This is a genomic window from Kitasatospora sp. NPDC005751, assembly GCF_040630835.1.
Classification (GTDB): Bacteria; Actinomycetota; Actinomycetes; order Streptomycetales; family Streptomycetaceae; genus Kitasatospora.
This window is the reverse complement of record NZ_JBEXYC010000009.1, coordinates 19,355-42,708: the sequence shown is the minus strand read 5'-3', so window position 1 is coordinate 42,708 and position 23,354 is coordinate 19,355. Positions and strand designations below refer to the sequence as shown.

The following is a 23,354-nucleotide window of genomic DNA, read 5'->3' as shown; positions in this document are numbered from 1 at the left end:
CGCAGCGTAGGCCGGGGACCGCACCCTCCCCGCGCACGGCGCGCGCCGAAACGGTTCGGCTCCCCGGCAACAGCACCCGAGCGCACCATTCCCGGCCCGAAAGCGGCCGGTCAGCGGCACGCACACCCCCGGACGGGCCGACACGAGCGGCCGTCCGGGCCGATGGACGTGCACAGTCGGCCCCCTGCCGACAGCATGACAGAGTAAGCGCTCCATCACTTTGAGCAACGGGGCCAGCGGGTCGGCGGATCCGCGCGCCGGCGACCCCGGCGGCCCCGTATCGAGAGGTCCCATGATCACATCACTCCGCCGGCCGGCAGCTCCGCAGGCGGGCTCCCCGGACGGTACGCAGCGGACGCCGGGGAGCCCGTCGTGAGAGCCCACCACCAGTCGCGCCCGGGACCGGTCACCAGCACGCGCTCGGCGCCCGCGAACAAGGCCGAGGCCCTCGCCGACTGGGCCGACGGCCGGCTCGGCATCTACGCCCTGTCCAAGGCCAACCTGCGCAAGATCTTCCCGGACCACTGGTCCTTCATGCTCGGCGAGATCTGCTTGTACACCTTCATCATCATCATCCTGACCGGCGTCTGGCTGACCCTGTTCTTCCAGCCGTCGATGGCCGAGGTGACGTACGAGGGCTCGTACATCCCGCTCCGGGGCATCCGGATGTCCGAGGCGTACGCCTCGACGGTCGACATCAGCTTCGACATCCGCGGCGGTCTGCTGATCCGGCAGATCCACCACTGGTCGGCGATCGTGTTCGTCGCCGCGATGCTGGTGCACATGATGCGCGTCTTCTTCACCGGCGCGTTCCGCAAGCCGCGCGAGATCAACTGGATCTTCGGCGCGCTGCTGCTGTTCCTCGGCATGTTCGACGGCTTCATGGGCTACTCGCTGCCCGACGACCTGCTCTCCGGCACCGGCATCCGGTTCATGGAGGGCGCGGTGCTGGCCGTCCCGCTGGTCGGCACGTACCTGCAGTTCTTCATCTACGGCGGCCAGTTCCCGGGCTTCGTGATCGTGCCCCGGCTGTTCACCGTACACATCCTGCTGATCCCGGGGATCATGCTGGGCCTGCTGGTGGCCCATCTGATCCTGGTCTTCTACCACAAGCACACCCAGTTCTCCGGGCCCGGCCGCAAGGAGGAGAACGTCGTCGGCATGCCGCTGATGCCGGTCTACATGGCCAAGGCGGGCGGCTTCTTCTTCCTGGTGTTCGGCATCATCAGCGCGATGGCGGCGATCGCCACCGTCAACCCGATCTGGGCCTACGGCCCGTACCGGCCGGACCAGGTGTCCACGGACGCCCAGCCCGACTGGTACATGGGCTTCTCCGAGGGCCTGATCCGGATCATGCCGGGCTGGGAGATCGGCCTCTGGGGGCACACCCTCAACATGGGCGTCTTCGTGCCTCTGATGATCTTCCCACTGGTGCTCTTCGCCATCTGGACGTACCCGTTCCTGGAGGCCTGGGTCACCGGCGACCGGCGCGAGCACCACATCGCCGACCGCCCGCGCAACGCGCCCGTGCGGACCGGCTTCGGCGCCGCCTGGGTCAGCCTCTACGTGATCCTGCTGATCGGTGGCGGCAACGACCTCATCGCCACCCACTTCCACCTGTCGATCAACGCCATCACCAACGCGGTCCGGATCGGCTTCTTCGTCCTCCCGGTGGTGGTCTTCGTGATCACCAAGCGCTGGTGCCTGGGCCTCCAGCGGCGCGACAAGGAGAAGGTGCTGCACGGCCGCGAGACCGGCGTCATCAACCGGCTGCAGCACGGCGAGTTCGTCGAGGTGCACGCCCCGCTCCCGCAGGGGCGGCTGTACACGCTCACCTCGCACGAGCAGCCGCAGCCGATGGAGCTGCCGGCCGAGGTGGACGAGAACGGCGTGGTCCGCCGGGCCGGCCTGCTCACCCGCACCCGGGCCCAGCTCTCGCGCGGCTTCTTCGGCCGGGGCAGCCAGATCGCCAAGCCGACCGCGCAGGAGCACGAGGAGATCACCAGCGGCCACGGCCACCACTGACCTCCCGCGCCCCGCACGACCGGGCCCGCCACGCCGTCCAGCGCGTGGCGGGCCCGTCGCGTGCGGCCACCCCGCGGGCTCCGGCGCGCGGCCGCCGCCCCGGTCAGGCCCGCAGCGCGACCGGCACCACCGCGAGCAGGGCCGCGGCGAGCGCCACCGAGAGGCAGACGGCCGCCCAGCGCGCGCAGATCCGCCGGCACTCGCCGCGGTAGCGCGCGGCCAGCTGGCGGCACCGCTCCACGGCCCGGTCGACGACGTCCTCGGCGTAGCGCAACCGGTCGGCCGCGTAGGCCCGTTCGAGGTCCTCCCGTTCGGCGGGCGACAGCCAGGGGAACCGGCCCGCGAACGCCTGGGCGTCCCGCTCGGCCGCCGCCACCTCGGCCTCCCAGGCCAGATAGCCCTCCAGCCGGGCGATCTCCACCCGTGCGTCCACCCGGGGCCGGGCCGGCCCGCCGCCCTTGCCAGGCCGAGGGGTCCGCGCTCTCGGCGGGCGCTCTCTGCCACCCATGACCGCTCCTTGTCCAGCACCCGGGCACCGCGGCGAGCAGCACTGCGGCAGCGGCGCGCACCAGTCGATTGGGTCGGCCGAACGCTCCACCGGCCAGGACAGCAGCCGGCGGTCGATCGCACCGCAACCACGCAACTACTATCAGTGACCGACGGCGGCCCGCGGGACGACTCGCCGGATCCGGCCGCACCACGGGGCGCCCGCCCGGCCGCCCGCGCTGGGCCGATCGGTGCGACGGCGGCCCCACGGAACGCCCGCACGACCGGAGCGGCGGCCCGCCCGAGCACTCCCGCCCGCACCCCGAAAACCGGGTGGACACGCTCCGCACACAGGCATGTACGATCAGCGATCACGGCGGCGCTCTGCCCGACCGCCGGTCCGGCCTGCCCCGGCCCGCCGGGGTCCGAACCAGGAGGTCAGCCATGCCCGATGCCGGTCGGTTCAACGAGTTGGGCGAGCAGGGCTCGCAGGCGGTCATGGAGGCGGCCGCGGTGCTGGAGCGCGAGCTGTGCGCCGGGCTGACCGACGCCAAGGCCGCCGGCGACCGGCTGACCGGCGAACACCGCGTCGACCAGGAGGAGTTCGACCGCCTGGTGCGCCGGGTCTCGGAGAACACCCACCAGCTGATCGAGGCCGTCAGCAGCCGTCTGCTCGGCAGCACCACCGGCGACGCCGCCGACCAGACCCAGCGCCTCGCCGCCAACGCGCACGACGTCCTCGACCTGCTGCTCAACCTCGGCTCGCTGGCGCCGGCGCTCGCCAACCGGACCATGGAGAGCACCTTCGGGCCCCGGCAGAGCCCGGCCGAGCGCCCCGGCGGGGCCGACGGCCGGCACGGGTGACGACCACCGCCCGGCCGCTCGCCGGCGCCGCCTGCGGGGCGAGCCGGTACTCGCCCGGCAGGCGGCGGACGTGCTGGTGCCCCCTGCTCGTGGTGCAGTGGCCGGTGGCGTACCTGCTGCGGCCGGTCCGGCTCTGGGCGGCGCCGGCACCGATGGCGGCGCTGCTGTCGGTGGTCGCCGCGATCTCCACCATCAACCCGGGCACCTGAGCGTCAGGCGAAGGCCGAGGGCCGGCCGAGGGCGACCAGGCGGTGGTCCTTCGTCCCGACGTAGATCCGGCCCTTGTCGGTGGCCGGCACCGAGAACTTGCTGACCGTGCCGATCGGGAAGGAGCGGCGCAGCTTCAGCGTGCCGTCGACCGGGACGGGGTCGTAGGCGCGCAGTTCGCCGCCCTCGCCGTACTGGCCGGTGCCGGACCAGATCACCCAGACCAGGGCGGAGCCGGACCGGGTGCCGTCGGAGGTGACGACGGGTGAGCCGGACATCTTGAGGAAGTCCTCGGCGCTCGTGCCGGCGCTGGTCAGCCGCGGGTCGCCGGCCGCGGTGACGGAGTACTTGAGGGCGCGCAGCCTGCCGTAGTTCTCGACGGTGTAGACGTAGCCGCCGTCGCCGCCCCAGACCGCCGGGTGGCCCCAGACGCCGCCGTGCGGGCCGGTGATGCCGACGGCGCGGTCGGTGCCGCCGGGGCCCTGACCCATGCCGCCGAGGTCGTCCCGGTCGAGCAGGAAGATCCGGCCGTCCTTGCCGACCTGGACCAGCAGGCGGGGGTGGGCGGGGGTGCCGAAGTGGGCGGCGGGCAGGGCGACCGGGCCACCGGAGCCGAGGTCGGTGTCCCGCTTGTCGAGGGTCGCGTTGTTGCTGGGGCTGAAGAAGTCCTGCGGGGTGAAGCCGCCGTCGTCGTCGACGGCGAACCGGATCACCGACTCGCCGAGGCCGCCGGGCGGGCTGGAGCCGGGGCCCCGCGCGGGTGAGGCGCCGGCGCCCTGGCCGTTGGCGGTGGTGAGGAAGATCCGGCCGGGTCCGTCCGAGACCGGCCCGCTGCCGGCCATCCAGATGGAGGCCCGCTGGGTGTCGGAGCCGGCCACCGTCGACCAGAGGGTGAGCTTGCGGGTCCGGGTGTCGAGGCCGGCCAGGGTGCCGATGTAGTCGCCGATGCCGCAGAGCGAGCCGAAGCCGAGGTAGAGCCGCCCGTCGAGGAGCAGCAGTCCGGGCCGCTGGAGCGAGCGGTAGGCGTTGAACGGCTTGCCGGGCGCGTTCACCGGGTCCCCCTGGACGGTCACCGGCCAGCCGCTGCGCTCGGCACCGGTCTGCGCGTCCATGGCGTGCACGTAGTAGTGCGGGTGCCGGTCGTCCGGGCCGTCGTCGACCTTGCCGGTCAGGTAGACGGTGCCGGTGGCCGGGTCGTACACGGGGGTGGAGGTGGTGCCGACGTTGGGACCGGGGTCGGAGCAGCCGATCGCGGCGGAGCGCCAGGGGGCGCCCGTCGACCGGTGCCAGCGGACCCTCCCGGTGGCCGCGTCGACGCCGTAGACGTGGTTGGTCTCGGTGGCGACGACCACGGTCGGGCCGATGACCAGCGGCTGGGCGAACACCTGGCCGTCGAGCGGGGTGCTGAAGCGGATGCCGAAGTCGGAGGCGTCGACCTCGCCGGGGGCGAGCCCCGGTTCGGCCTGGTCCCAGGCGGTGCGTTCGGTGGTGCCGGAGACGGTCGTGACGTCCGCGTGGGCGACCGCTGCCGGAGCGAGCAGGGCGATGCCGGTGAGCAGGGCGGCCGCCCGGGCGTACGGTCTGTTGGTTCGGTTCATGGCGCCCATGCTTCGGCGGTGGCGGCACGGCCACCAGCGGGCGTGGTCCAGTCGGCGCACCCGGAGCGGCTCGGCCGCCGCCGAAGGCGGTCATTCGCCCGACGGCGGGGGCGCGGTGATCTATCGTCGTCGCTGCACGCGTCACGGGGCGCGCGACGACGGAGGGCGAGGCACGGTGCGGTTCGCAGTCATCGGCACAGGGACGGTCGGGCGGACGCTCGCGGACAAACTGGTGGCGCTCGGCCACGAGGTGACGCTGGGCTCCCGGAACAAGGACAACGAGACGGCCGTCGCCTGGGCGGAGCAGGCGGGGCCGAACGGGCGGCACGGGACCTTCGCCGACGCGGCGGGCTTCGGCGAGGTGGTGCTGAACGCCACCGGCGGGACGGTCGCGCTGGAGGCGCTCCGGGCGGCGGGCGCCGAGCGGCTGGCCGGGAAGCTGCTGGTGGACATCTCCAACCCGCTGGTCTTCTCCGCCGAGGGCGAGGTGACGCTGGATCCGGTGAACACCGACAGTGTGGGCGAGCGGATCCAGCGGGAGTTCCCGGAGGCCCGGGTGGTGAAGGCGCTCAACACCCTGACCGCGCCGCTGATGGTGGACCCGGGGCGGCTCCCGGGTGAGCACAACGTCTTCGTCGCCGGGAACGACGCGGGGGCGAAGGCCGAGACGGTCGCGCTGCTGGGCGAGTTCGGCTGGCCGGCGGAGTCGGTCGTCGACCTCGGGGACATCGCGGGCGCCCGGGCGATGGAGATGATGATGCCGTTCTGGCTCCGCCTGATGCGGGCCTACGGCACGGCCGAGTTCAACTACTCCATCAGGCGCGCCGGGTAGCGCGCCGGGAGGCCCGTGCCCCGTCCCCCCGGTCGCGGGGGGACGGGGCACGCCGCTACCGGGAGCCCGGTCCGGCTCCGGCGGGTACGCGCTTCTCGGGCGCGTCCTCGACCGGCTCCGGGGTGCCCCGGGCCGGCCGGGGAATCCGTACCCCGGCCGGGGCGACGGCGCCCGGGCCTGCCGGGGCAGCGGTACCGGCCACGCGGGCCGCCTCGGTGAGCGCCAGCAGGCGGTCCGCCTCGGCCTGGATGGCGTCCTTGTCACCGATCTCGGCGTCCGGCAGGGCGTCCGGCAGCAGGTCCTCGATCAGCCGCAGCGGCCGGTAGGCGAGGCCGAGCAGGCCCCAGACCGCCAGGACGGCGCCGACCACGACGAGCAGCAGGCCCGCGCCGCGCCCCGGGCCGGTGCCGAGCACCAGGCCGACGGAGTCGGCGAGCGCGCCGCCCGGCCGCATCAGCGGCTCGAAGACGTGGTCGGAGAGCGGCCCCGCGGTGAGGAAGCCGAGCGGCATCATCGACATCGCGAGCATCTGGTTGGTGGCCAGCACCCGGCCCTGGAGCTCCATCCCGACCTTGGTCTGGATCAGCGCCATCCAGTGCGAGTTGAGGATCATCAACGCCGCCCAGAGGCCGAAGAGCCCGCAGGCGGTGATGGCCGCCTGCGGCCGGCAGCCGGTGACGACGGCGGCCACGCCGACCAGCGAGGTGAAGCCGATCATGCCGACCGCGCGCCGCCTGGTGCCGCCCCACAGGGCCATCACCAGCGCGCCCGTCAGCGCGCCGACGCCGCCGACGGCGGTGATCACGCCCAGCTGCACGGCCGAGCCGCCGGCCAGCACCATCGGGGTGACCAGCACCGTCGCGACGGCGAACAGGTAGTTGAAGACCACGAAGAAGACCACCATCGCCACCAGGCTGTGCCGGCGCACGATGTAGCGCCAGCCGGTGACCACCTCGCGCAGCAGCGGCTCCTCCTGCCGGTCGAACAGCGCGTCCGGGAAGCGGACCAGCAGCAGGCAGGTGACCCCCGTCAGGAAGGTCGCCATGTCGAAGAGCACCACACCGTGCAGGCCGATCAGCGAGACCAGCACGCCGCCGGCCAGGACGGCCATCATGTCGCCCGCACCGGTGCCGAGTTGGGCGAGGCCGTTGGCCTGTCCGAGGTAGCGTTTGGGCACCAGCTGGGTGATCGCGGCCAGATAGGCCGGGCGTTGGAAGGCCGAGCAGACCGCCCCGACGCAGGCCACCAGATAGATGTGCCAGACCTCCAGGAGGTCGGCCCAGAGCAGGAGACCGAGCGAGAGCATCGCGGCCGCGGCCACCGTGTCCGTGACGATCATGATCTTGCGGCGGTCGATCCGGTCGGCCAGCGCGCCCGCGATCGGCAGCAGCAGCACGGCGGGCAGCACCGCCACCACCGAGATCATCGCGAAGTCGAAGGCCGAGCCGGTCTGCTGGTAGACCCAGACGCCGAGGGCGAAGGTGGAGAGGCTGGTGCCGATCATCGAGACGAACTGGCCGATCGCCACCTTGGCGAAGGTGCCGAGCTCGGCCCGGGCCGCCGGCCGCTTGGCCGCGACCTGCTCGGCCACCGCCCCGGTGGCGGTGAACTCGGTCAGCACCCGGGCGAGTTCACCGGCCTGGTGCTTGAGGAAGTAGTGCCCGGCCCGTGGGATGACGGCCAGGTCGACAGCCTCGCCGAAGTGCTCCCACTCGGCGTACCGCTCCTCGTACAGCTGGGTGGCGCGGTCCTTCTCGCCCACCACGCAGAGGATCGGCGCCGCGATCCGGGCCGGGCGGGCATCCCCGTACGCCTGGGTGTAGAAGTCCTCCGCCTGCCGGACGTCGTGGCGCAACGCCCGTACCAGGAAGTCCTGTTCCTCCTGGTCGTAGACGTCGGTGAAGCCGCCCATGGCGCGCAGGTAGTCGAGGTAGGAGCGGTTGGAGAGCATCCGGTCGCCGGGCAACCGCTTGGCCATCCACTCGGCGAACCGGCCGGGCAGCCGGGCCGCCGGGAAGGTCCCGCCGAGGGCGACGCCGCGCAGGTCGACGCCGGCCGCCTCCAGCCGGGAGCCGAGCGCGGTGGCGAGCGCACCGCCGAGGCAGTGGCCGTAGAGCAGCACCGGGCCCTCGATCCGCTCGGTGATCTGCTCGACCAGGTGGTCCGCCAGGGCGCCGAGTTCGACGAGCTCGTCGTCGGGCCTGCTCGGATCGTGCCCGGGCAGCTCGACGGCGTACAGCCGGTGGCCGGCCGGCAGCGCGTCCGCGAGCGGCTGGAATGTGATCGGACTGCCGCCGCCGTACGGCACGCAGACCACGCTCACCTCGGCGGGCGCCGTGCCGCGGGTCAGCCGGTGCAGCAGGGTGCGCGGTCCCTCGTCCCCGGTGCCGGCGGCCCGGGCGTCGAGCAGCGCGGCGAGTTCGCGGACGGTGGGGTGCTGGAACAGGTCGATCACCGAGAGGCCCCGGCCGATCAGGCGGACGGCGTGCACCGCGGAGAAGGAGTCGCCGCCGAGCGCGAAGAAGTCGTCCGCCGGGCCGGGTTCGTCGACGGCCAGCACGGTGCGGTAGGCGGCGGCCACCTCGTGCTCGGTGGCGGAGGACAACGCGCCCCCGCCCTCGGCCGGGCGGGCGGCGGCCGGCTCGGGCAGCGCGGCCCGGTCGACCTTGCCGTTGGCGTTCAGCGGCAGGGCGTCCAGCACGACCAGGGCGGCGGGCACCATGTAGTCCGGCAGCCGGGTGCGCAGCGCGGCGCGCAGGGCGGCCGGGTCGGGGGCGGCCGCCGGGTGGGCGGGCACCAGGTAGCCGACGAGGGTGCGGGCGGCGCCCTCGCCGCGCGCCACGACCACGGCCTCGCGCACCTCGGGGCGGCCGGTGAGTTCGGCCTCCACCTCGCCGATCTCGACCCGGAAGCCGCGGATCTTCACCTGGTGGTCGATCCGGCCGAGGAACTCGACGGCGCCGTCCTCCCGGCGGCGGACCAGGTCTCCGGTGCGGTAGCTCCGGCGGCCGTCGACCCGGACGAACCGCTCGGCGGTGAGGTCGTCCCGGCCGAGGTAGCCGCGGGCCACGCCGGCGCCGGAGACGTACAGCTCGCCGGGGACGCCGATCGGCACCGGGCGCCGCCGGGCGTCCAGGACGTGGGCGCCGACGTTGCCGAACGGCAGGCCGAGCGGCGCGGTGGCGGCGTCCCCGAGGTCGGCCGGGACGGCGGCGCCGAGCATCGACACCGTGGTCTCGGTCGGGCCGTAGTGGTTGTGCAGCAGCAGGTCCGGGCGGGCGGCCCGGATCCGGGCCACCAGGTCGGGCCGCAGGGCCTCGCCGGCGCAGATCAGCAGCCGGCCGGGGAGGATCCCGGCGAGCCCGGCGCCGTGGGCCGCGAGGCCCTCCAGGTGGCTGGGGACGAGCTTCATCGCGTCGATCCGGTGGACGGCCGTGTAGGCCGCGAAGGCGTCCGGATCGGTGGCCTGGTCACGGGTGAGCAGGTGCAGGCAGCCGCCGCCGGTGAGCGCGCCGAACACGTTGGTGGTGCCGAGGTCGGCGGCGAAGGTGGAGACCAGGGCCCAGTCCCAGCCCCGCTGGTCGCCGCCGATCCGCTCGCGCAGCCCGTGCAGGTAGTTGCGGACGTTGCGGTGCTCGACGGCGACGCCCTTGGGCGCCCCGGTGGAGCCGGAGGTGAAGATCAGATAGCAGAGGTTCTCCGGGCCGGCCCCGGCCTCGGGGGCCGGGCACGGCGCCACCGGGGCGTCCAGCGGCTCCGGGACGACGACCGGGGTGCCGGCCACCCGGCCGGCCAGGTCGTCGGTGGTGACCACGGCGGCGGCCCCGGCGGCGGCCAGCAGCGCCCGGATCCGCTCGTCCGGGTAGACCGGGTCGAGCGGCAGGTAGGCGCCGCCGGCCTTGAGGATGCCGAGCATGCCGACGACCAGCGCGGCCGAGCGCTCGACCAGCAGCCCGACCGGACGGTCCGGACCGACCCCGAGCGCGCGCAGCCGGTGGGCCAACGCGTTGGCGCGGTTGTCCAGTTCGGCGTAGTCGAGGACGCCGTCGGCGCCCCGGACGGCGGGCGCGCCGGGGGTGCGGCGGGCCTGCTCCTCGACCAGGCCGTGCAGGGTGGCTCCGAGGTCCCAGTCGCGCGGGGCGCCGTCCCACTCGGCCAGCCGGCGCTGCTCGGAGGGGGTGAGCAGCGGCAGCTCGGCGAGCGGCCGGTCGGGGGCCTCGGCCATCGCGTCGAGCACGGTGCTGAGATGGCCGAAGACCCGTCGTACGGTCGGCTCGTCGTACAGCTCGGCGCGCCAGACCAGGTCGGCGCAGAGCTCTCCGCCGTGGTCGACGACGGCGACCGAGAGGTCGAACTTCGCGGTGTCGGTGCCGATCGGCCGCCAGTCGGCGCGCAGCCCGGGCAGGTCGAGGTCGGCCCGGTCCTGGTTGTGGACGTTGAGCATGACCTGGAAGAGCGGGGTGTGGGCGAGTTCGCGTTCCAGGCCGAGGGAGTCGACCAGCCGCTCGAACGGCAGGTCCTGGTGGCCGAAGGCGCCCAGGGTGCCTTCGCGGACCCGCGCCAGCAACTGCCGGACGCTCGGGTCGCCGGAGAGATCGGTGCGCATCGCCAGGGTGTTGACGAAGCAGCCGACCAGCGGCTCCGTCTCGCTGCGGGTGCGCCCGGCGACCGGCGTGCCGACCACGACGTCCTGCGCGCCGGTGTAGCGGGACAGCACGGTCTGCAGGGCGGCGAGCAGCACCATGTAGACGGTGCCACCGGTCTGCTCGGCGAGCGCCCGGATGCGGCGGGTGCGCTCGGCGCCGAACTCGACGGTGATCCGCCGGCCGTCGGTGCCGGCCACCGCGGGACGCGGGCGGTCGGTGGGCACGGTGACGGTGGCGGTGGCGCCGCGCAGGCGCTCCTGCCACCAGGCCTGCTGGCGGGCCAGCTCGTCGGCCAGCTCGGTCTGCTGCCAGTACGCCACGTCGGCGTACTGGAGGGGCAGCGGCTCGAAGGCCGGTGCGCGGCCCTCCCGGCGGGTGCCGTAGGCGGTGGCGAGGTCGGCGAAGAACACGCCGATCGACCAGCCGTCGGCGGCGATGTGGTGCAGCACCAGGCTCAGCACCGCGCCCTCGGCGGTGCGCAGCAGGGTGGCCCGGACCGGCAGGTCCGCCGCGAGGTCGAACGGGCGGCGGGCGTCCTCCTCCAGCCGGGCGTCCACCTCGTCGGCGGGGAGGTCGGCGGTGGCGAGGATCAGCGGGGCGGCGGTCAGCGGCCGCGGCCGGACCTCGCCGTCGACGGTCGGGTAGACGGTGCGCAGCACCTCGTGCCGGTCGAGGACGTCGGTGAGCGCGGCGGCCAGTGCGGCGGTGTCCGGCTCGCCGGTGAGGTGGAGGGCGAGCGGGATGTGGTAGGCCGCGCTGTCCGGCTCGTACTGGGCGAGGAACCACATCCGGCGCTGGGCCGAGGAGAGCGGGGCCGGGGTGCCCTCGGGGCGGGGCGCGATGCCCCGGCGGGCGGGCTCGGCGGTGCCGGCGTCCCGGGCGGCCTTCGCGGCCTTGGCCGCGGCGAGCCGACGGCGGAGCAGCTCCTGGCGTCTCGCCTCCCGGTCCGGCCGGTCGCCGGTGGTGTGCTGGTCGCTCATACCGTCTCCCCCGTCAGTGCGCCGATGCCGTCCTCGGCGCCCAAGCCGTCCATGCCGTCCATGCCGTCGATCTCGTCGAGCAGTCGCTCCTCTATGCGGCGGGCCATCGCGGCCAGGGTGCGGGACTCGAAGACGCTGCGCAGCGGCAGGTCGATCTCGAAGGTGTCGCGGACCCGGGCGGCCATGCGGGTGGCGAGCAGCGAGTGGCCGCCGAGCGAGAAGAAGTCGTCGTGCCGGGAGACCCGCTCGACGCCGAGGACCTCCTGCCAGAGGTCGGCCAGCAGTTCCTCGCAGTCGCCCTCCGGCGGGGCACCGGCACCGCCGGAGGGCGGCACCGGCAGCGCGGCCCGGTCGACCTTGCCGCTGGGGGTCAGCGGCAGCCGGTCGAGCAGGACGAGCGCGGCGGGCACCATGTAGTCGGGCAGCCGGGCGCCGAGCGCGGTGCGCAGCGCGTCCTCCCCGACGGTGCCGTCGGTGACGGCGTACCCGGCGAGGACGGGACCGGCCGGGCCGTCGGCCAGCCGGGCGGCGCCGGCGGTGACACCGGGGACGGCGGTCAGCGCGGCCTCGATCTCGCCGAGTTCGATCCGGAAGCCGCGCAGCTTGACCTGGGCGTCGGTGCGGCCGTGGTACTCCAGCCGGCCGTCCGCCCGGCGGCAGGCGAGGTCGCCGGTGCGGTACATCGGCGCGCCCCCGGGGCGGCCGGGCTCGGGGACGAACCGCTCGGCGGTGAGGTCCGGGCGGCCGTGGTAGCCGAGCGCGACACCGTCGCCGGCGATGCAGAGCTCGCCGATGCCGTTGACCGGGACGGGCCGCCCGGCCGTGTCGAGCAGGTGCAGCCGGGTGTTGGCGACGGGCGCGCCGAGCGCCACCACTCCTCCGTGGGCGACGAGTTCGGGCGTGACCCGCTGGATGGTGGACCAGACGGTGGTCTCGGTGGGGCCGTAGAGGTTCCAGAGCGCGCCGGTGCGCTTCAGCAGGGCCTCGGCGAGGTCTGCGGTGAGCGCCTCGCCGCCGCAGAGCGCGGTCAGCCCGGGTCTGCCCGGCCAGTCGGCCTCCAGCAGCAGCCGCCAGGTGGCCGGGGTCGCCTGGAGGTGGGTGACCGCGCGCCGCTCCAGCCAGTCGGCCAGCGCACGGCCGTCGGTGGCGGTGGCGCGGTCGGCGATCTCCACCCGGGCGCCGGTGACCAGGGGCAGCCACAGCTCCAGGCCGGCGATGTCGAAGGTCACGGTGGTGACGGCGGCCATCACGTCGCTCGCGGTGAGGCCGGGTTCGCGGCCCATCGAGGTGAGGAAGTTGACGATCGCGCGGTGCGGGACGGCCACGCCCTTGGGCGTGCCGGTGGAGCCGGAGGTGTAGAGCAGGTAGGCGCGGTCCTCCGGCCCGACCGGGACGGCCGGCAGCTCCGGTGCGGCGGCCGCCTGCGGGCCGTCGACCAGGACGACGGTCCGCCCGTCGAGCAGCGCGTCCCCGGCGGTGGACCGTTCGGCGACCAGCAGGGTGACACCGGCGTCGTCGAGCACCGCCCGGTTGCGGGCGAGCGGCTGGTCGATGTCGAGCGGCAGGTAGGCGGCGCCGCTGCGCAGCACGCCGAGCAGGGCGGCGGGCAGCAGCCGGCCGCGCCGGACGGCGACCGCCACCAGGGTGCCGGGGCCGGCCTCGTGCCCGGCCAGCAGATGGGCCAGCCGGCCCGCGGTGGCGTCGAGTCCGGCGTAGTCGAGGACGCCGTCGTCGGCGGAGACGGCCACCGCCTCCGGGGTGCGGGCGGCCTGGGCGGCGACCAGCTCGTGCAGACGGAGGTCGGGCAGCGCCGCCGCCGGGCCCTCGGCGGGCTCCACGGCGTCCGGCCCGGTGGCCGGGAGCATCGCCAGCTCGCCGAGCGGGCGGTCCGGTTCGGCGACGGCGGCGGCCAGCAGGGCCACCAGGTGGTCCAGCGCGGCCCGGACGGACCGCTCGTCGTAGCGCGAGGTGCGGTACTCGGCGGAGAGCAGCGGGCCCTCGGCCGGGAACTCCAGGAACAGCGACAGGTCGGTCTTGGCCGTGCCGTTGCACACCTCGGCGACGAACTGCAGGCTGAGGCCGGGGAGTTCGAGGCCGGCCACCGGGTGGTTCTGGACCGCGAGCAGGACCTGGGCGATCGGGGAGGCGGTCAGCCCGGCGGAGCCGCCGACCCGGCGGACGTGCTCCAGGAACGGGTAGCCGCTGTGCTCGGCGGCCTCCAGCACCACCGGACGCACGCGCGCGACCAGTTGGCGGAAGGTGTCGGTGCCGGCCGCGTCGAAGCGGAGCGCGACGGTGTTGATCAGCGAGCCGAGCACCTGCTCCAGCTCGGGCACCGGACGGACCGCGAACGGGCTGAGCACCGCGAGGTCCGTGCGGCCGCTGTAGCGGTGCAGCACGCCGCCGAGCGCGGCCAGCACGGCCATGTAGAGGCTGGCGCCCTCCTGCGCGGCCCAGCGCTCGGTGGCCCGGATCAGCTCGGTGTCGAGCCGGCGGGCGATCCGGCGGCCGGCGGTGTCGTACGGGTTGGGGTGCGGGCGGTCGCCGGGCAGGTGCTGGTCGGCGTCGAGGCCGAACAGCCCGTCGCCCCAGCGCAGCGCACCGTCGCGGGCGGCCGCGTGGGCGCGCTCCTCCCAGCGGGCGATGTCGGAGAACTGCAGCTGAGGCTCGGCGAGTTCCCCGCCCTGGTAGGCGCGGCCGAGTTCGGCCAGCAGCAGCCCGGCGGCCCAGCCGTCCATCGCGGCGTGGTGGACGGTGATCAGCAGCTCGTGCCGGTCGGTCCCGGTGCGCAGGGCGAGGGCGCGCAGCAGCTGCCCCCCGGCGAGGTCCAGCGCCCGGGCGGCCTCGGCGCGCAGCGCGGCGTCCAGCTCCTCCTCACCGGCGCCGGCGAGGTCGAGCAGCGGCACGTCGACGGGGTACGGCGGGCGGATCTCCGCGGTCACCTCGCCGTCGCGGTCGGCGAACGCGGTGCGCAGCACCTCGTGCCGGCGGACCACCTCGCTCAGCGCCCGGCCGAGGGCGGACCGGTCCAGGGTGCCGACGGCGCGGAAGCGCAGCGGCACGTTGTAGAGCGGACTGCCGGGCTCCAGCGACTCGTGCAGCCAGAGCTCGCGCTGGAAGCCGGTGGGGCGGGCGGGCAGCGCGGCCTCCCGCACGGGCGGGGCGACGGACGGACGGCCGCCGCCCCCCTTGGCGACCCGGACGGCGAGCGCGGCGACGGTCGGCGCGGCGAAGAACTCGGCCAGCGGGACGCGGGTGCCGTAGGCGCGCTCGATCCGGGCGAGCAGTCCGGCGGCGAGCAGCGAGTGCCCGCCGAGGTCGAGGAAGACGTCGTGCACGCCGACCCGCGGGACGCCGAGCAGTTGCTGCCAGAGCTCGGCGATCCCGGTCTCGACCGGGGTGCGGGGCGCGACGAACAGCTCCTGGTCGCCCCGGCTCCGGGCGACCGGCGGGAGCGCCCTGCGGTCGGTCTTGCCGTTGGGGGTCAGCGGCAGCCGCGCCAGCACGCCGACGGCCAGCGGCACCATGTAGCCGGGCAGCGCCGCGGCGCAGTGCGCGCGCAGCTCGGCCGCGGTGGGGTCGGCGACGCCGGGCCCGGGCTGGACGAAGGCGGCGAGGTAGTCGCCGGCCTCGTCCCGCTGGACCACGGCGGCGGCGGCCTCGACGGCGGGGTGGGTCGCGAGCACCGCCTCGATCTCGCCCAGCTCGACGCGGAAGCCGCGTACCTTCACCTGGTGGTCGACCCGGCCGTGGTACTCCAGCTCCCCGCCCGGCAGGCGGCGCACCAGGTCCCCGGTGCGGTAGCAGCGCTCGCCGTCGACGGTGACGAAGCGCTCCTCGGTGAGGTCCGGGCGGCCGTGGTAGCCGCGGGCGAGGCCCTCGCCGGAGAGGTACAGCTCACCGATGCCGCCGTCCGGTACGGCGCTCCGCCGTTCGTCGAGCACGTGGCCGGTGGTGCCGGGCAGCGGGCGGCCGATCAGCGGCTCCTCACTGCCGCCCCGGTCGACCAGCGACCAGGTGGAGTAGACGGTGTCCTCGGTGGGCCCGTAGAGGTTGTAGACCCGCTCGACCCGCGGTTCGCCGTAGACCTGGTCGGCCAGCCGGCGCGGCAGCGCCTCGCCCGCCAGGTTGACCACGCGGACGCCGCCCGGCAGGCCCCTGCCGCCGGGAAGGGCGCCACCGCGCAGCAGCGCCGCCATGGCGCTCGGCACGGTGTTGACCAGGGTCACCTCGTCGCGGGCCGGCAGCTCGGGCAGGGCGAGGACGTTCTCCGCCACCACGACCGTGCCGCCGACGGCGAGCGGGAAGAACAGCTCGTAGACCGAGATGTCGAAGCAGACCGAGGTGCCGAACAGCACCCCCGCGACGTCGGCCGGCCCGTAGGTCCGGGCGGCCCAGCGGAGCATCGCGTTGACGCCCCGCTGGGTGACCGCGACGCCCTTGGGCCGGCCGGTGGAGCCGGAGGTGTAGAGGACGTAGGCGAGGGAGTCGGCGCCGCCGCCCGGGGCGAGCGGTGCGCGGGGGCTCTCGGCGTCGGTGTACAGCAGGGTCGCGCCGGCGCCGGCCAGCAGGTGCTCGTGGGCGCGGTCGGTGAGGACCACGGGCGCCTGCGCGTCGCCGATCACCAGCTCCAGCCGGTCCCGCGGGTAGGCCGGGTCGAGCGGCACGTAGGCGCCGCCGGCCCGCAGGACCGCCAGCAGGGCGATCACGAGGTCCGCCGTGCGCGGCAGGCAGACCGCCACCAGGGTTTCGGCGCGTACTCCTGCGGCGGCCAGGCGGCCGGCCATCGCGTCGACGGCGGCGGCCAGCTCGCGGTAGGTCAGCCGCCGGTCGCCGTCGATCACCGCCGTCGCCCCGGGTGTCCGGCCGACCTGTGCGTCGACCAGATCGGCCAGCGAGGCCGTCGGGTCCGGTGGAGCCAGTGGAGGAAGTCCCGTCGAACTCATCAACTCTCCTGAGGGATGGCCCTGCGCCGACTTGTGGTCGGCTGGAAATGGGCGGTGTGCCCTCGGAGATGGTGGGGTAACGGTCTCCGGATGACCAGCACATCTCCATCACTCGTTCGATATGCCGGAAAGATCACCTGCCCATCACCACGGAGCGGTACGAGTACGTGACGGTTCGTCGACGATTCCTACCGGCTGCCGAAGCCCGTGACATCCGCGCGCGGTGCCGATACGGTCTCCCCAGTAGCCGACGGGGCATCAGCTCCGGGGCGGCAAAGGGCCTTCGACCTCGGATGTCTTGACCTGAACCCGTCATTTCGGTGCCTGAAGCAGCGTCAGCCGACCGCCCCCGAAGGCTCACGACCCCCTCGTCGGCGCCCGCCGTACGCGGCCGGCCGCACCACCGCCGCGCGACCGCGCGATCCGGCCCGCCTTCACGCGGTACGCACATGTCCGCAGCGGGTCCGCCCCTTCGCCCGGATTCCGGCGGATCGGGGCGGCCCGGCCCCGTCCAGACACCCGGCCCGGCACCCGACCGGCGCCCGCCCCTTCACCCGGCCCGGCGCCCGGGTGCAGGGCCGGGGCGGCGGCGGCCCCGCGAGGGGTGAGAATGGACGCCATGTCCCGACGCCGCTCCGCGCCCCGCGCCGCCACCCCCGCACCCCGCCTGCTGCCCTCCTCGCCCTGCCCCTGCGGCCTGTCCGCCGCGTACGGCGACTGCTGCGGCCGCTACCACCGGGGCTTGGCCGCCGCGCCGACCGCCGAGGCGCTGATGCGCTCGCGCTTCAGCGCCTTCGCCGCCCACGACGAGGCGTACCTGCTCCGTTCCTGGCACCCCGACACCCGGCCGGACGCGATCGACGTCGATCCCACGCTGCGCTGGACCGGGCTGGAGGTGCTCTCCGCCACCGACGGCGGCCGCTTCCACGCCGAGGGCACCGTCGCCTTCCGCGCCCACTACACCGAGGGCCGCGACCAGGGGATCCTGACCGAGCACAGCCGCTTCGTCCGGTACGAGGGCGCCTGGGTGTACCTGGACGCCCTCTCGGTGGACTGACCGGCCCCCGGACCGGGCCGGACCGGACCGGGCCGGGCCGGGCCGGGCCGCCGTCGGCTCCCCGGCGGCGGCTACAGGTAGTCGTCCAGCCGGGCGAGGGCGAAGCCCTGCGCGGTGACGTCGTTCACGACCTTGCGGAGCAGGTCGGGCATGGTGCCCGGCCACAGGTCGGTGCCCCGGAAGTGGGTGAGGATGATGTCCCCCGCGTGCAGCCGCTGGTCGTCGTAGCGGTACTCCATGTGGTCGGGGAAGGCCTCCTCGTTCCAGAGCGGCACCGCCTCGATGCCGCAGGAGGCGGCGGCCCGCAGGGTGTCGTCGTTGTACTCGCCGTACGGGGGCCGGAACAGCCGGGGCCGGGTGCCGATCTGCCCCTCCAGCTGGTCCTGCTGGCGGCAGATCTCGTCCCGCTGCACGTCGTAGCCGAGCACCTTGAGGTTGCGGTGGTTGATGGTGTGGTTGTTCACCGCGTCGCCCTGGGCGGCGAGGTCGCGGAAGTAGCCGTAGTCGGCGCGCGCGAGGTAGTCGGCGACGAAGGTGCTGAGCGGGATTCCGAGCTCCGCCGCCATCCGGGAGAACTCCGGGTCCTTCTCCGCGCCGTCGTCGACGGTCAGGAAGACGATCTTCTCGTCGGTCGGGACGCGGTACACCACCGGCGGCCGCCCGTCCTGGAGCCGCACCCCCTGCACCGGCTTCAGCTCCGGCTTGGACACCGGTGGCCGCGGCGCCCGCAGCGGCAGCCGGTCCACCCCCCAGCGCCGCGCGGTCTCCAGCGCCTCGCGGACGGCCGTCTCCCGGCGCGCCACCGCCTCGCTGCTGGTCTCCTCCTCCGCCCGGGCCAGGCCGGGCAGCGCCAGCGGCACGGCCGGCGGCCGAGGTCCGCCCCGCTCGGCGGTGGAGGTGGCGGCCGGGTCGGCCGGGGCGGGGGCGGCGCTCAGACCGGCCCGCGAGGACGGCGCCTGGTGTCCGGTCGGCGCGGCGCAGCCGGCGATCACCGCCGCCAGGCAGACCGCCGCCACGAGGCCGGTTCCGGCTCGGCGACTCCCCCTCAACCCTCCATTAATACGATGATCTGATGGTGTGTCCATGGAGCACTGCTCCCCCGCCACGCCCACCGGCCAATCCCACCGTCACCCACCCGGCGCAACACCGGTCCGCGCAGGTCACCGGGCCGTCCAGCCCGGATAACCGTTCGCGCCGGACACCGTCCGACGCCGATAATCCGGCGCATGACCACCACCACCCCGCGCACGAACGACCGCTGGGCCATCGAACGGGCCGATGTGAACTCCGAGGAGGCGCAGGCACTGCTGCGCGCGTACTACATCGACGTCGCCAACCGGTACTACCGGCTGCACCTGGGCCGGGACGGCACGCCCGAGGAGATCGAGACCGGCCTGGCCGACTCCCCCAGCGACGACCTCGCGGAGCCGACCGGCCTCTTCCTGCTCGGCCGCCTCGGCGGGGCCGCGCAGGCCTGCGCCGGCCTGCGGGTGCTCGACGACCGCACGGTGGAGCTGACCAGGGTCTTCGTCCGGCACGCGGCCCGCGGCACCGGCGGCGGCGGGCTCCTGCTCGCCGCCGTGGACGAGGGCGCCCGAGCGCTCGGCGCCGAGCGCGTCGTGCTCGACACCCGGCTCGACCTCGTCGAGGCCCGGGCGCTCTACACCCGGCACGGGTACCGCGAGATCCCGGCGTACACCAGCGGGGCGTACGCCGAGGTCTGGTACGGCAAGGACCTCACCGAGCAGCGGGGGTAAGGCGGTTGACGCCGGTCGCGCCCCACCGGCCGGCGGGGCGGGGGCTGGAGGGAGCAGCACGCGCGGCGGCCCCGAAGTCCAGCCCGGGCGGCGCATCCACACCGGAGATTCGTCGCGCCCCGCGGCTCGCGCGGGGCGACGGCTCGCGGCGAGGGGGCTCGGCGGGGCGGTTTCCCGTCCCCAGCTCCCGCCCCCGCCCAGGAGTCGCGTGGCGGGCGGGGGTGAGAGCATGAAGAACGGCCGCCGGACCTGGCCAGGTACTCCGACGGCCGTGGCCCCGTCCGTCAGGGGGCGGAGCACTTCGAACGCTATGACAGTCCGCAGCCACTCGGCTACCGCGGTGGGCCGTCCGGGGGATGCCGCGTGTCGCGCGGCCTCCCGGACCGTCCGACCGATCCGCTACGATCCGTGCTCGAAAGGTCGCCCTGCGGCACCGGCGGACCTCGCCGCCGCACTCCGGGACACGACACGAAAGCGGTGATCACCCTGGCCAGGCCGCGCTCCAGCCTCGTCATCGCCCTGGCACTCGCGACGGCGGTGCTCGGCGCCGCGGTGCCGCCCGGCGCGGCCGCGGCGGACGCTCCGGTCGCCGGCGTCGGTGACCCGGTCTTCCCCCAGCTCGGGAACGCCGGCTACGACGTGCAGGGCTACGACCTCGACCTCCGCTACCGCCCCGACAGCCGCACCGTCGACGGCACCGCCGCGCTGACGGCGCGGGCGCTCACCGCCCTGCCCAGCCTGGAGCTGGACGCGCTCGGCCTGGACGTGCACGCCGTCCGGGTCGACGGCCGGCCGGCCGCGTTCCGCGCGCACGACGAGAAGCTGACCGTCGTCCCGGCCCGTCCGGTGCGCCGCGACGCCACGCTCCGGGTGACGGTCGACTACTCGGCCGACCCCGCCGCGAAGCTGCCGCACACCGGCTGGGTCCCCACCCCCGACGGCTTCGCGGTGGCCGGTCAGCCGGACGGCGCGCACACCGTGTTCCCGTGCAACGACCACCCGAGCGACAAGGCCCGCTTCACCGTCGCCGTCACCGCGCCGGACGCCCTGTACGGGGTGGCCAACGGCCGGCTCACGACGACCGAGCGGCGCGACGGCGGGCAGACCACCCGCCGGTACGTCTCGCGCGAGCCGATGGCCACCGAGCTGGTGCAGGTGTCGGTCGGCGACTACACGGTGCGCGAGCGCACCGGCCCGGGCGGGCTGCCGCTGCGGGACGTCGTCCCGACCGCGCGCGCCGCCGATCTGGAGCCCGCCCTCGCGCTCACCCCGGGCCAGCTGGCCTGGGCCGAGCAGCACCTCGGGGCCTTCCCGTTCGAGACGTACGGGCTGCTGCCCGCCAACACCGACGACCCGGCGGCCTTCGGCTTCACCGGGCTGGAGACGCAGACCCTCACCCTCTACAAGCCGAACTTCCTGCGCCAGCCCGAGCCCCTGATCGGCTCGCACATGATGCACGAGCTGGTGCACTCGTGGTTCGGCGACAGCGTCTCGCCGCGCACCTGGGCGGACCTCTGGCTGAACGAGGGCCACGCCGACTTCTACGGCCTGATGTACCGCTACGAGCGCGGCTGGCCGGACTCGGGCGGCTTCGCCACCCTCACCGACCGGATGCGCGACGTGTACGCCAAGGGCGACCAGTGGCGCCACGACTCCGGGCCGGTCGCCTCGCCGACCGCCGCCGACCTCTTCGACAGCCAGCGGTACACCGGCGGGGCCCTGGTGCTGTTCGCCCTGCGCGAGCGGGTCGGGGCGGCCGCCTTCGACCGGATCGAGCGGACGTTCCTCCGCCGGCACCGGGACGGCACGGCCACCACCGCGGACTACATCCGGACCGCCTCGGAGGTGTCCGGCCAGGACCTCACCGCCTTCCTCACCGAGTGGCTCTACGGCGACCGGACCCCGGCCATGCCGGGCCACCCGGACTGGACCGTCACGCCGGTCACGCCGACCGACCGCGCGGCCGACCGGTCCGCCCCGGCGCCGCGTGGCAGCGGGACGCTCTGAGCCGGCTCCCCTCCGGGGTGCCGGCCCCACCCGGTGCGGCGGGCCCCTCCCCGCCTCCCGGCCGGCCACCGTCGCCACGGCCCCGCCGTACGCCGGAGCGCGCCGGTCCGGTGCGCTCGGGCGCCCATCGCGCGCCCTGTACGACGGGGGTCCGCGGGCGCATCGTGGTCACACGGCCCGCCCGCCGCCCGGCCGAGTTCCGGCCGGCTCGCGGGCCGTCCAAGGTCCGCGCGACGGACGGCCCCGCCGGCCCGCTCCGGACGATGCCGAGGCCCCGCCCACGACGCCCGGCGGGGGCCGCGGCGCCGGTCCGCGACGCACTGCTGGAAAATGTGCCCTTCCGGCAGGCAACCCGTTCGACCTCCCATCGCGTTCAGCAGCCGTGAGTAGGACGACGACGGCACGGCCACCACGGCCGGCGATGACGGCGGGAACGACGGGAGCACCATGGCGGGGGCGGCACGATGAGGGATGCGACACCGGACTTCGAGGAGTTCGTCGCCGCCCGCAGCCCGCGCCTGCTGCGGATGGCCTGGCTGCTGACCGGCGATCCGCACCTCGCCGAGGACCTGCTGCAGACGGCGCTCGCCAAGGTCTGGCCCCGGTGGGAGAAGATCGCGATCGACCGGCCGGAGGCGTACGTCCGGCGGGTGCTGGTGAACTCGCACGTCTCCTGGTGGCGGCGCCGCTGGCACGGGGAACTGCCGCACGGCGAACTGCCGGAGCAGCCCGTGACCTCGGACCCGTTCGAGGAGCTGGTGGTCGGCGAGGTGGTGGCCGCCGCCGTCCGGGCACTCCCGCCGCGGCAGCGCGCGGTGGTCGTGCTGCGGTACTTCGAGGACCTGAGCGTCGAGGAGACCGCCGAGGCACTCGGCTGTACCACGGGCACGGTCAAGAGCCAGACGCACCGGGCGCTGCAGGCCCTGCGCGGCAAGATGCCCACCCGGGAGCTGCTGCTGGAGGGGGGACGCCGTGACCTGGTCTGACCCCGACCGCCCCGACCGCCGGCCCGGACACCCCGGGTTCGGACACCCCGGCTTCGGCGACCCCGTGCTCGGCGCCCCCGACGGGCTCTCGATGGCGGACGCCGAGGTGGAGGACGAGCTGCGCGTGCTGCTGCAGCGGGCCGCCCCGCACCTGCCCGCGCCCGCCGACCGGATGGACCGGATCCGCGAACTCGCCGCCCGCAACCGCCGCCGGCGCCGGGCGGCCGGGCTCGGGGCCGGGCTGACCGGGGGCCTGCTCGCCGCCGCGCTGGCCGCCGCCCCGGCCATCGCCCCCGCGCCGACGCACACCGCCCTGCGCCCCTCGGCGGGCGGACCGGCCGCCGACGCACCCGGGAACGGGGCCCCGTCGCCGAGCCTGCCACCGGAGGGCGCGAGCCCGGCGCCGAGCGTCGCCCCGAGCTCCCTGCCCGTCGCCGAGGACGACTGGCAGGCCGTCCGGTACCCGGAACTCAACAGTGTGATCATCCGGGTGCCGCCGGGCTGGTCCACCCTGGTCGTGCGCTCCCCCGACGCGCTGCGCGCGACCGGGTACACGGCCAGCCAACCGCTGGCGGGCGGGCCCGAGTGCGCACCCGAGCCGGGCTACTGCACGCCCCTCACCGCCCTGGCGACCGACGGCGCACTCGTCAGCATGACCCTGCTCAGGGACCCGGCCTACCTCGGGAAGATCGCGGGGACGGGGACCACGATGGCCGTGCAGGACTCCACGATCGACAAGGAGTGCAGCCTCCGCGGCGGCACCAGCCAGCTCACCGGGTACCGGGCGATCGCCCTGGGCGACGCGGTGGCGGTGGTCGAGCTGACCGCCTGCCTGAACCACGCGTCCACCCGGACCCTGGGCCTGGTCCAGAAGATCGTCGACTCCGTCCGGATCACCGGCGGCGCCTCGGGGGTCGCCGACGGCAGCCTGGTCGACTGAACCCGCCCGGCCCCGCTCCGCCC

14 protein-coding genes are annotated in these 23,354 nt (G+C 75.1%); 9 read left to right on the top strand and 5 right to left on the bottom strand.

All coding sequences use genetic code 11. The features are described from left to right. The first annotated feature begins 372 nt into the window (after positions 1–372). Positions 373–2,025 carry a cytochrome bc complex cytochrome b subunit gene (locus ABZ497_RS11960; protein ID WP_359804478.1) on the top strand — a complete coding sequence of 551 codons (1,653 nt, stop codon included), beginning with the start codon at positions 373–375 and terminating at the stop codon, positions 2,023–2,025. A 103-nt stretch (positions 2,026–2,128) separates the two neighbouring features. Here ABZ497_RS11960 and ABZ497_RS11955 read toward each other — a convergent pair whose 3' ends face one another. After that, complete coding sequence (locus ABZ497_RS11955) at positions 2,129–2,533, bottom strand: cytochrome C oxidase subunit I (protein WP_359804477.1); 405 nt, start codon at positions 2,531–2,533, stop codon at positions 2,129–2,131. A gap of 422 nt (positions 2,534–2,955) precedes the next feature. Here ABZ497_RS11955 and ABZ497_RS11950 point away from each other — a divergent pair, with 422 nt between their 5' ends. Both ABZ497_RS11950 and ABZ497_RS11945 read left to right on the top strand, forming a co-directional pair. Continuing rightward, on the top strand, positions 2,956–3,375 hold the full coding sequence (locus tag ABZ497_RS11950; RefSeq protein WP_359804476.1) for a hypothetical protein: 420 nt from the start codon (positions 2,956–2,958) through the stop codon (positions 3,373–3,375). Then, entirely contained in the window at positions 3,372–3,584 is a 213-nt protein-coding gene (locus ABZ497_RS11945; RefSeq protein WP_359804475.1) for a hypothetical protein, read from the top strand. Before ABZ497_RS11950 ends, ABZ497_RS11945 begins: the two co-directional genes overlap by 4 nt. 3 nt (positions 3,585–3,587) lie before the next feature. Here the strand turns inward: ABZ497_RS11945 and ABZ497_RS11940 are convergent, their stop codons facing one another. Further along, positions 3,588–5,180: a PQQ-binding-like beta-propeller repeat protein gene (locus ABZ497_RS11940; protein WP_359804474.1), complete on the bottom strand. Its 1,593-nt coding sequence runs from the start codon at positions 5,178–5,180 to the stop codon at positions 3,588–3,590. A 175-nt stretch (positions 5,181–5,355) separates the two neighbouring features. On the opposite strand from ABZ497_RS11940, the gene ABZ497_RS11935 reads away from it, so the two are divergent. Next, positions 5,356–6,012, top strand: coding sequence for an NAD(P)-binding domain-containing protein (locus tag ABZ497_RS11935; RefSeq protein ID WP_359804473.1), 657 nt, complete (start codon positions 5,356–5,358; stop codon positions 6,010–6,012). Between the two features lie 55 nt (positions 6,013–6,067). Here the strand turns inward: ABZ497_RS11935 and ABZ497_RS11930 are convergent, their stop codons facing one another. After that, the gene (locus ABZ497_RS11930; RefSeq protein ID WP_359804472.1) at positions 6,068–11,638 is read right to left on the bottom strand and encodes an amino acid adenylation domain-containing protein; all 5,571 of its coding nucleotides are present in this window, start codon (positions 11,636–11,638) and stop codon (positions 6,068–6,070) included. Further along, on the bottom strand, positions 11,635–16,584 hold the full coding sequence (locus tag ABZ497_RS11925) for an amino acid adenylation domain-containing protein (RefSeq protein ID WP_359804471.1): 4,950 nt from the start codon (positions 16,582–16,584) through the stop codon (positions 11,635–11,637). The genes ABZ497_RS11930 and ABZ497_RS11925 overlap by 4 nt, the downstream gene beginning before the upstream one ends. Before the next feature lie 619 nt (positions 16,585–17,203). On the opposite strand from ABZ497_RS11925, the gene ABZ497_RS11920 reads away from it, so the two are divergent. Beyond that, positions 17,204–17,641 (top strand): YchJ family metal-binding protein, encoded by a 438-nt coding sequence (locus ABZ497_RS11920; RefSeq protein WP_359804470.1) that lies wholly within the window; start codon positions 17,204–17,206, stop codon positions 17,639–17,641. Positions 17,642–17,712: 71 nt separating this feature from the next. Here ABZ497_RS11920 and ABZ497_RS11915 read toward each other — a convergent pair whose 3' ends face one another. After that, positions 17,713–18,657: a polysaccharide deacetylase family protein gene (locus ABZ497_RS11915; RefSeq protein ID WP_359804469.1), complete on the bottom strand. Its 945-nt coding sequence runs from the start codon at positions 18,655–18,657 to the stop codon at positions 17,713–17,715. A 210-nt stretch (positions 18,658–18,867) separates the two neighbouring features. On the opposite strand from ABZ497_RS11915, the gene ABZ497_RS11910 reads away from it, so the two are divergent. The 4 genes from ABZ497_RS11910 to ABZ497_RS11895 all read left to right on the top strand — a co-directional run bounded on the left by ABZ497_RS11910 (position 18,868) and on the right by ABZ497_RS11895 (position 23,331). Further along, on the top strand, positions 18,868–19,398 hold the full coding sequence (locus ABZ497_RS11910) for a GNAT family N-acetyltransferase (protein ID WP_359804468.1): 531 nt from the start codon (positions 18,868–18,870) through the stop codon (positions 19,396–19,398). A gap of 537 nt (positions 19,399–19,935) precedes the next feature. Then, entirely contained in the window at positions 19,936–21,405 is a 1,470-nt protein-coding gene (locus ABZ497_RS11905) for a M1 family metallopeptidase (protein WP_359804597.1), read from the top strand. Positions 21,406–21,869: 464 nt separating this feature from the next. Next, on the top strand, positions 21,870–22,391 hold the full coding sequence (locus tag ABZ497_RS11900; protein WP_329485957.1) for a SigE family RNA polymerase sigma factor: 522 nt from the start codon (positions 21,870–21,872) through the stop codon (positions 22,389–22,391). Then, positions 22,378–23,331 carry a hypothetical protein gene (locus tag ABZ497_RS11895; protein WP_359804467.1) on the top strand — a complete coding sequence of 318 codons (954 nt, stop codon included), beginning with the start codon at positions 22,378–22,380 and terminating at the stop codon, positions 23,329–23,331. Before ABZ497_RS11900 ends, ABZ497_RS11895 begins: the two co-directional genes overlap by 14 nt. Positions 23,332–23,354: the final 23 nt, after the last annotated feature.

What these genes read in the sequence shown, in the direction of transcription:
- ABZ497_RS11955 (WP_359804477.1), bottom strand. Translation starts at nt 2,533, where the DNA reads ATGGGTGGCAGAGAGCGCCCGCCGAGAGCGCGGACCCCTCGGCCTGGC.
- ABZ497_RS11930 (WP_359804472.1), bottom strand. Translation starts at nt 11,638, where the DNA reads ATGAGCGACCAGCACACCACCGGCGACCGGCCGGACCGGGAGGCGAGA.
- ABZ497_RS11920 (WP_359804470.1), top strand. Translation starts at nt 17,204, where the DNA reads ATGTCCCGACGCCGCTCCGCGCCCCGCGCCGCCACCCCCGCACCCCGC.
- ABZ497_RS11910 (WP_359804468.1), top strand. Translation starts at nt 18,868, where the DNA reads ATGACCACCACCACCCCGCGCACGAACGACCGCTGGGCCATCGAACGG.
- ABZ497_RS11950 (WP_359804476.1), top strand. Translation starts at nt 2,956, where the DNA reads ATGCCCGATGCCGGTCGGTTCAACGAGTTGGGCGAGCAGGGCTCGCAG.
- ABZ497_RS11940 (WP_359804474.1), bottom strand. Translation starts at nt 5,180, where the DNA reads ATGAACCGAACCAACAGACCGTACGCCCGGGCGGCCGCCCTGCTCACC.
- ABZ497_RS11900 (WP_329485957.1), top strand. Translation starts at nt 21,870, where the DNA reads ATGAGGGATGCGACACCGGACTTCGAGGAGTTCGTCGCCGCCCGCAGC.
- ABZ497_RS11925 (WP_359804471.1), bottom strand. Translation starts at nt 16,584, where the DNA reads ATGAGTTCGACGGGACTTCCTCCACTGGCTCCACCGGACCCGACGGCC.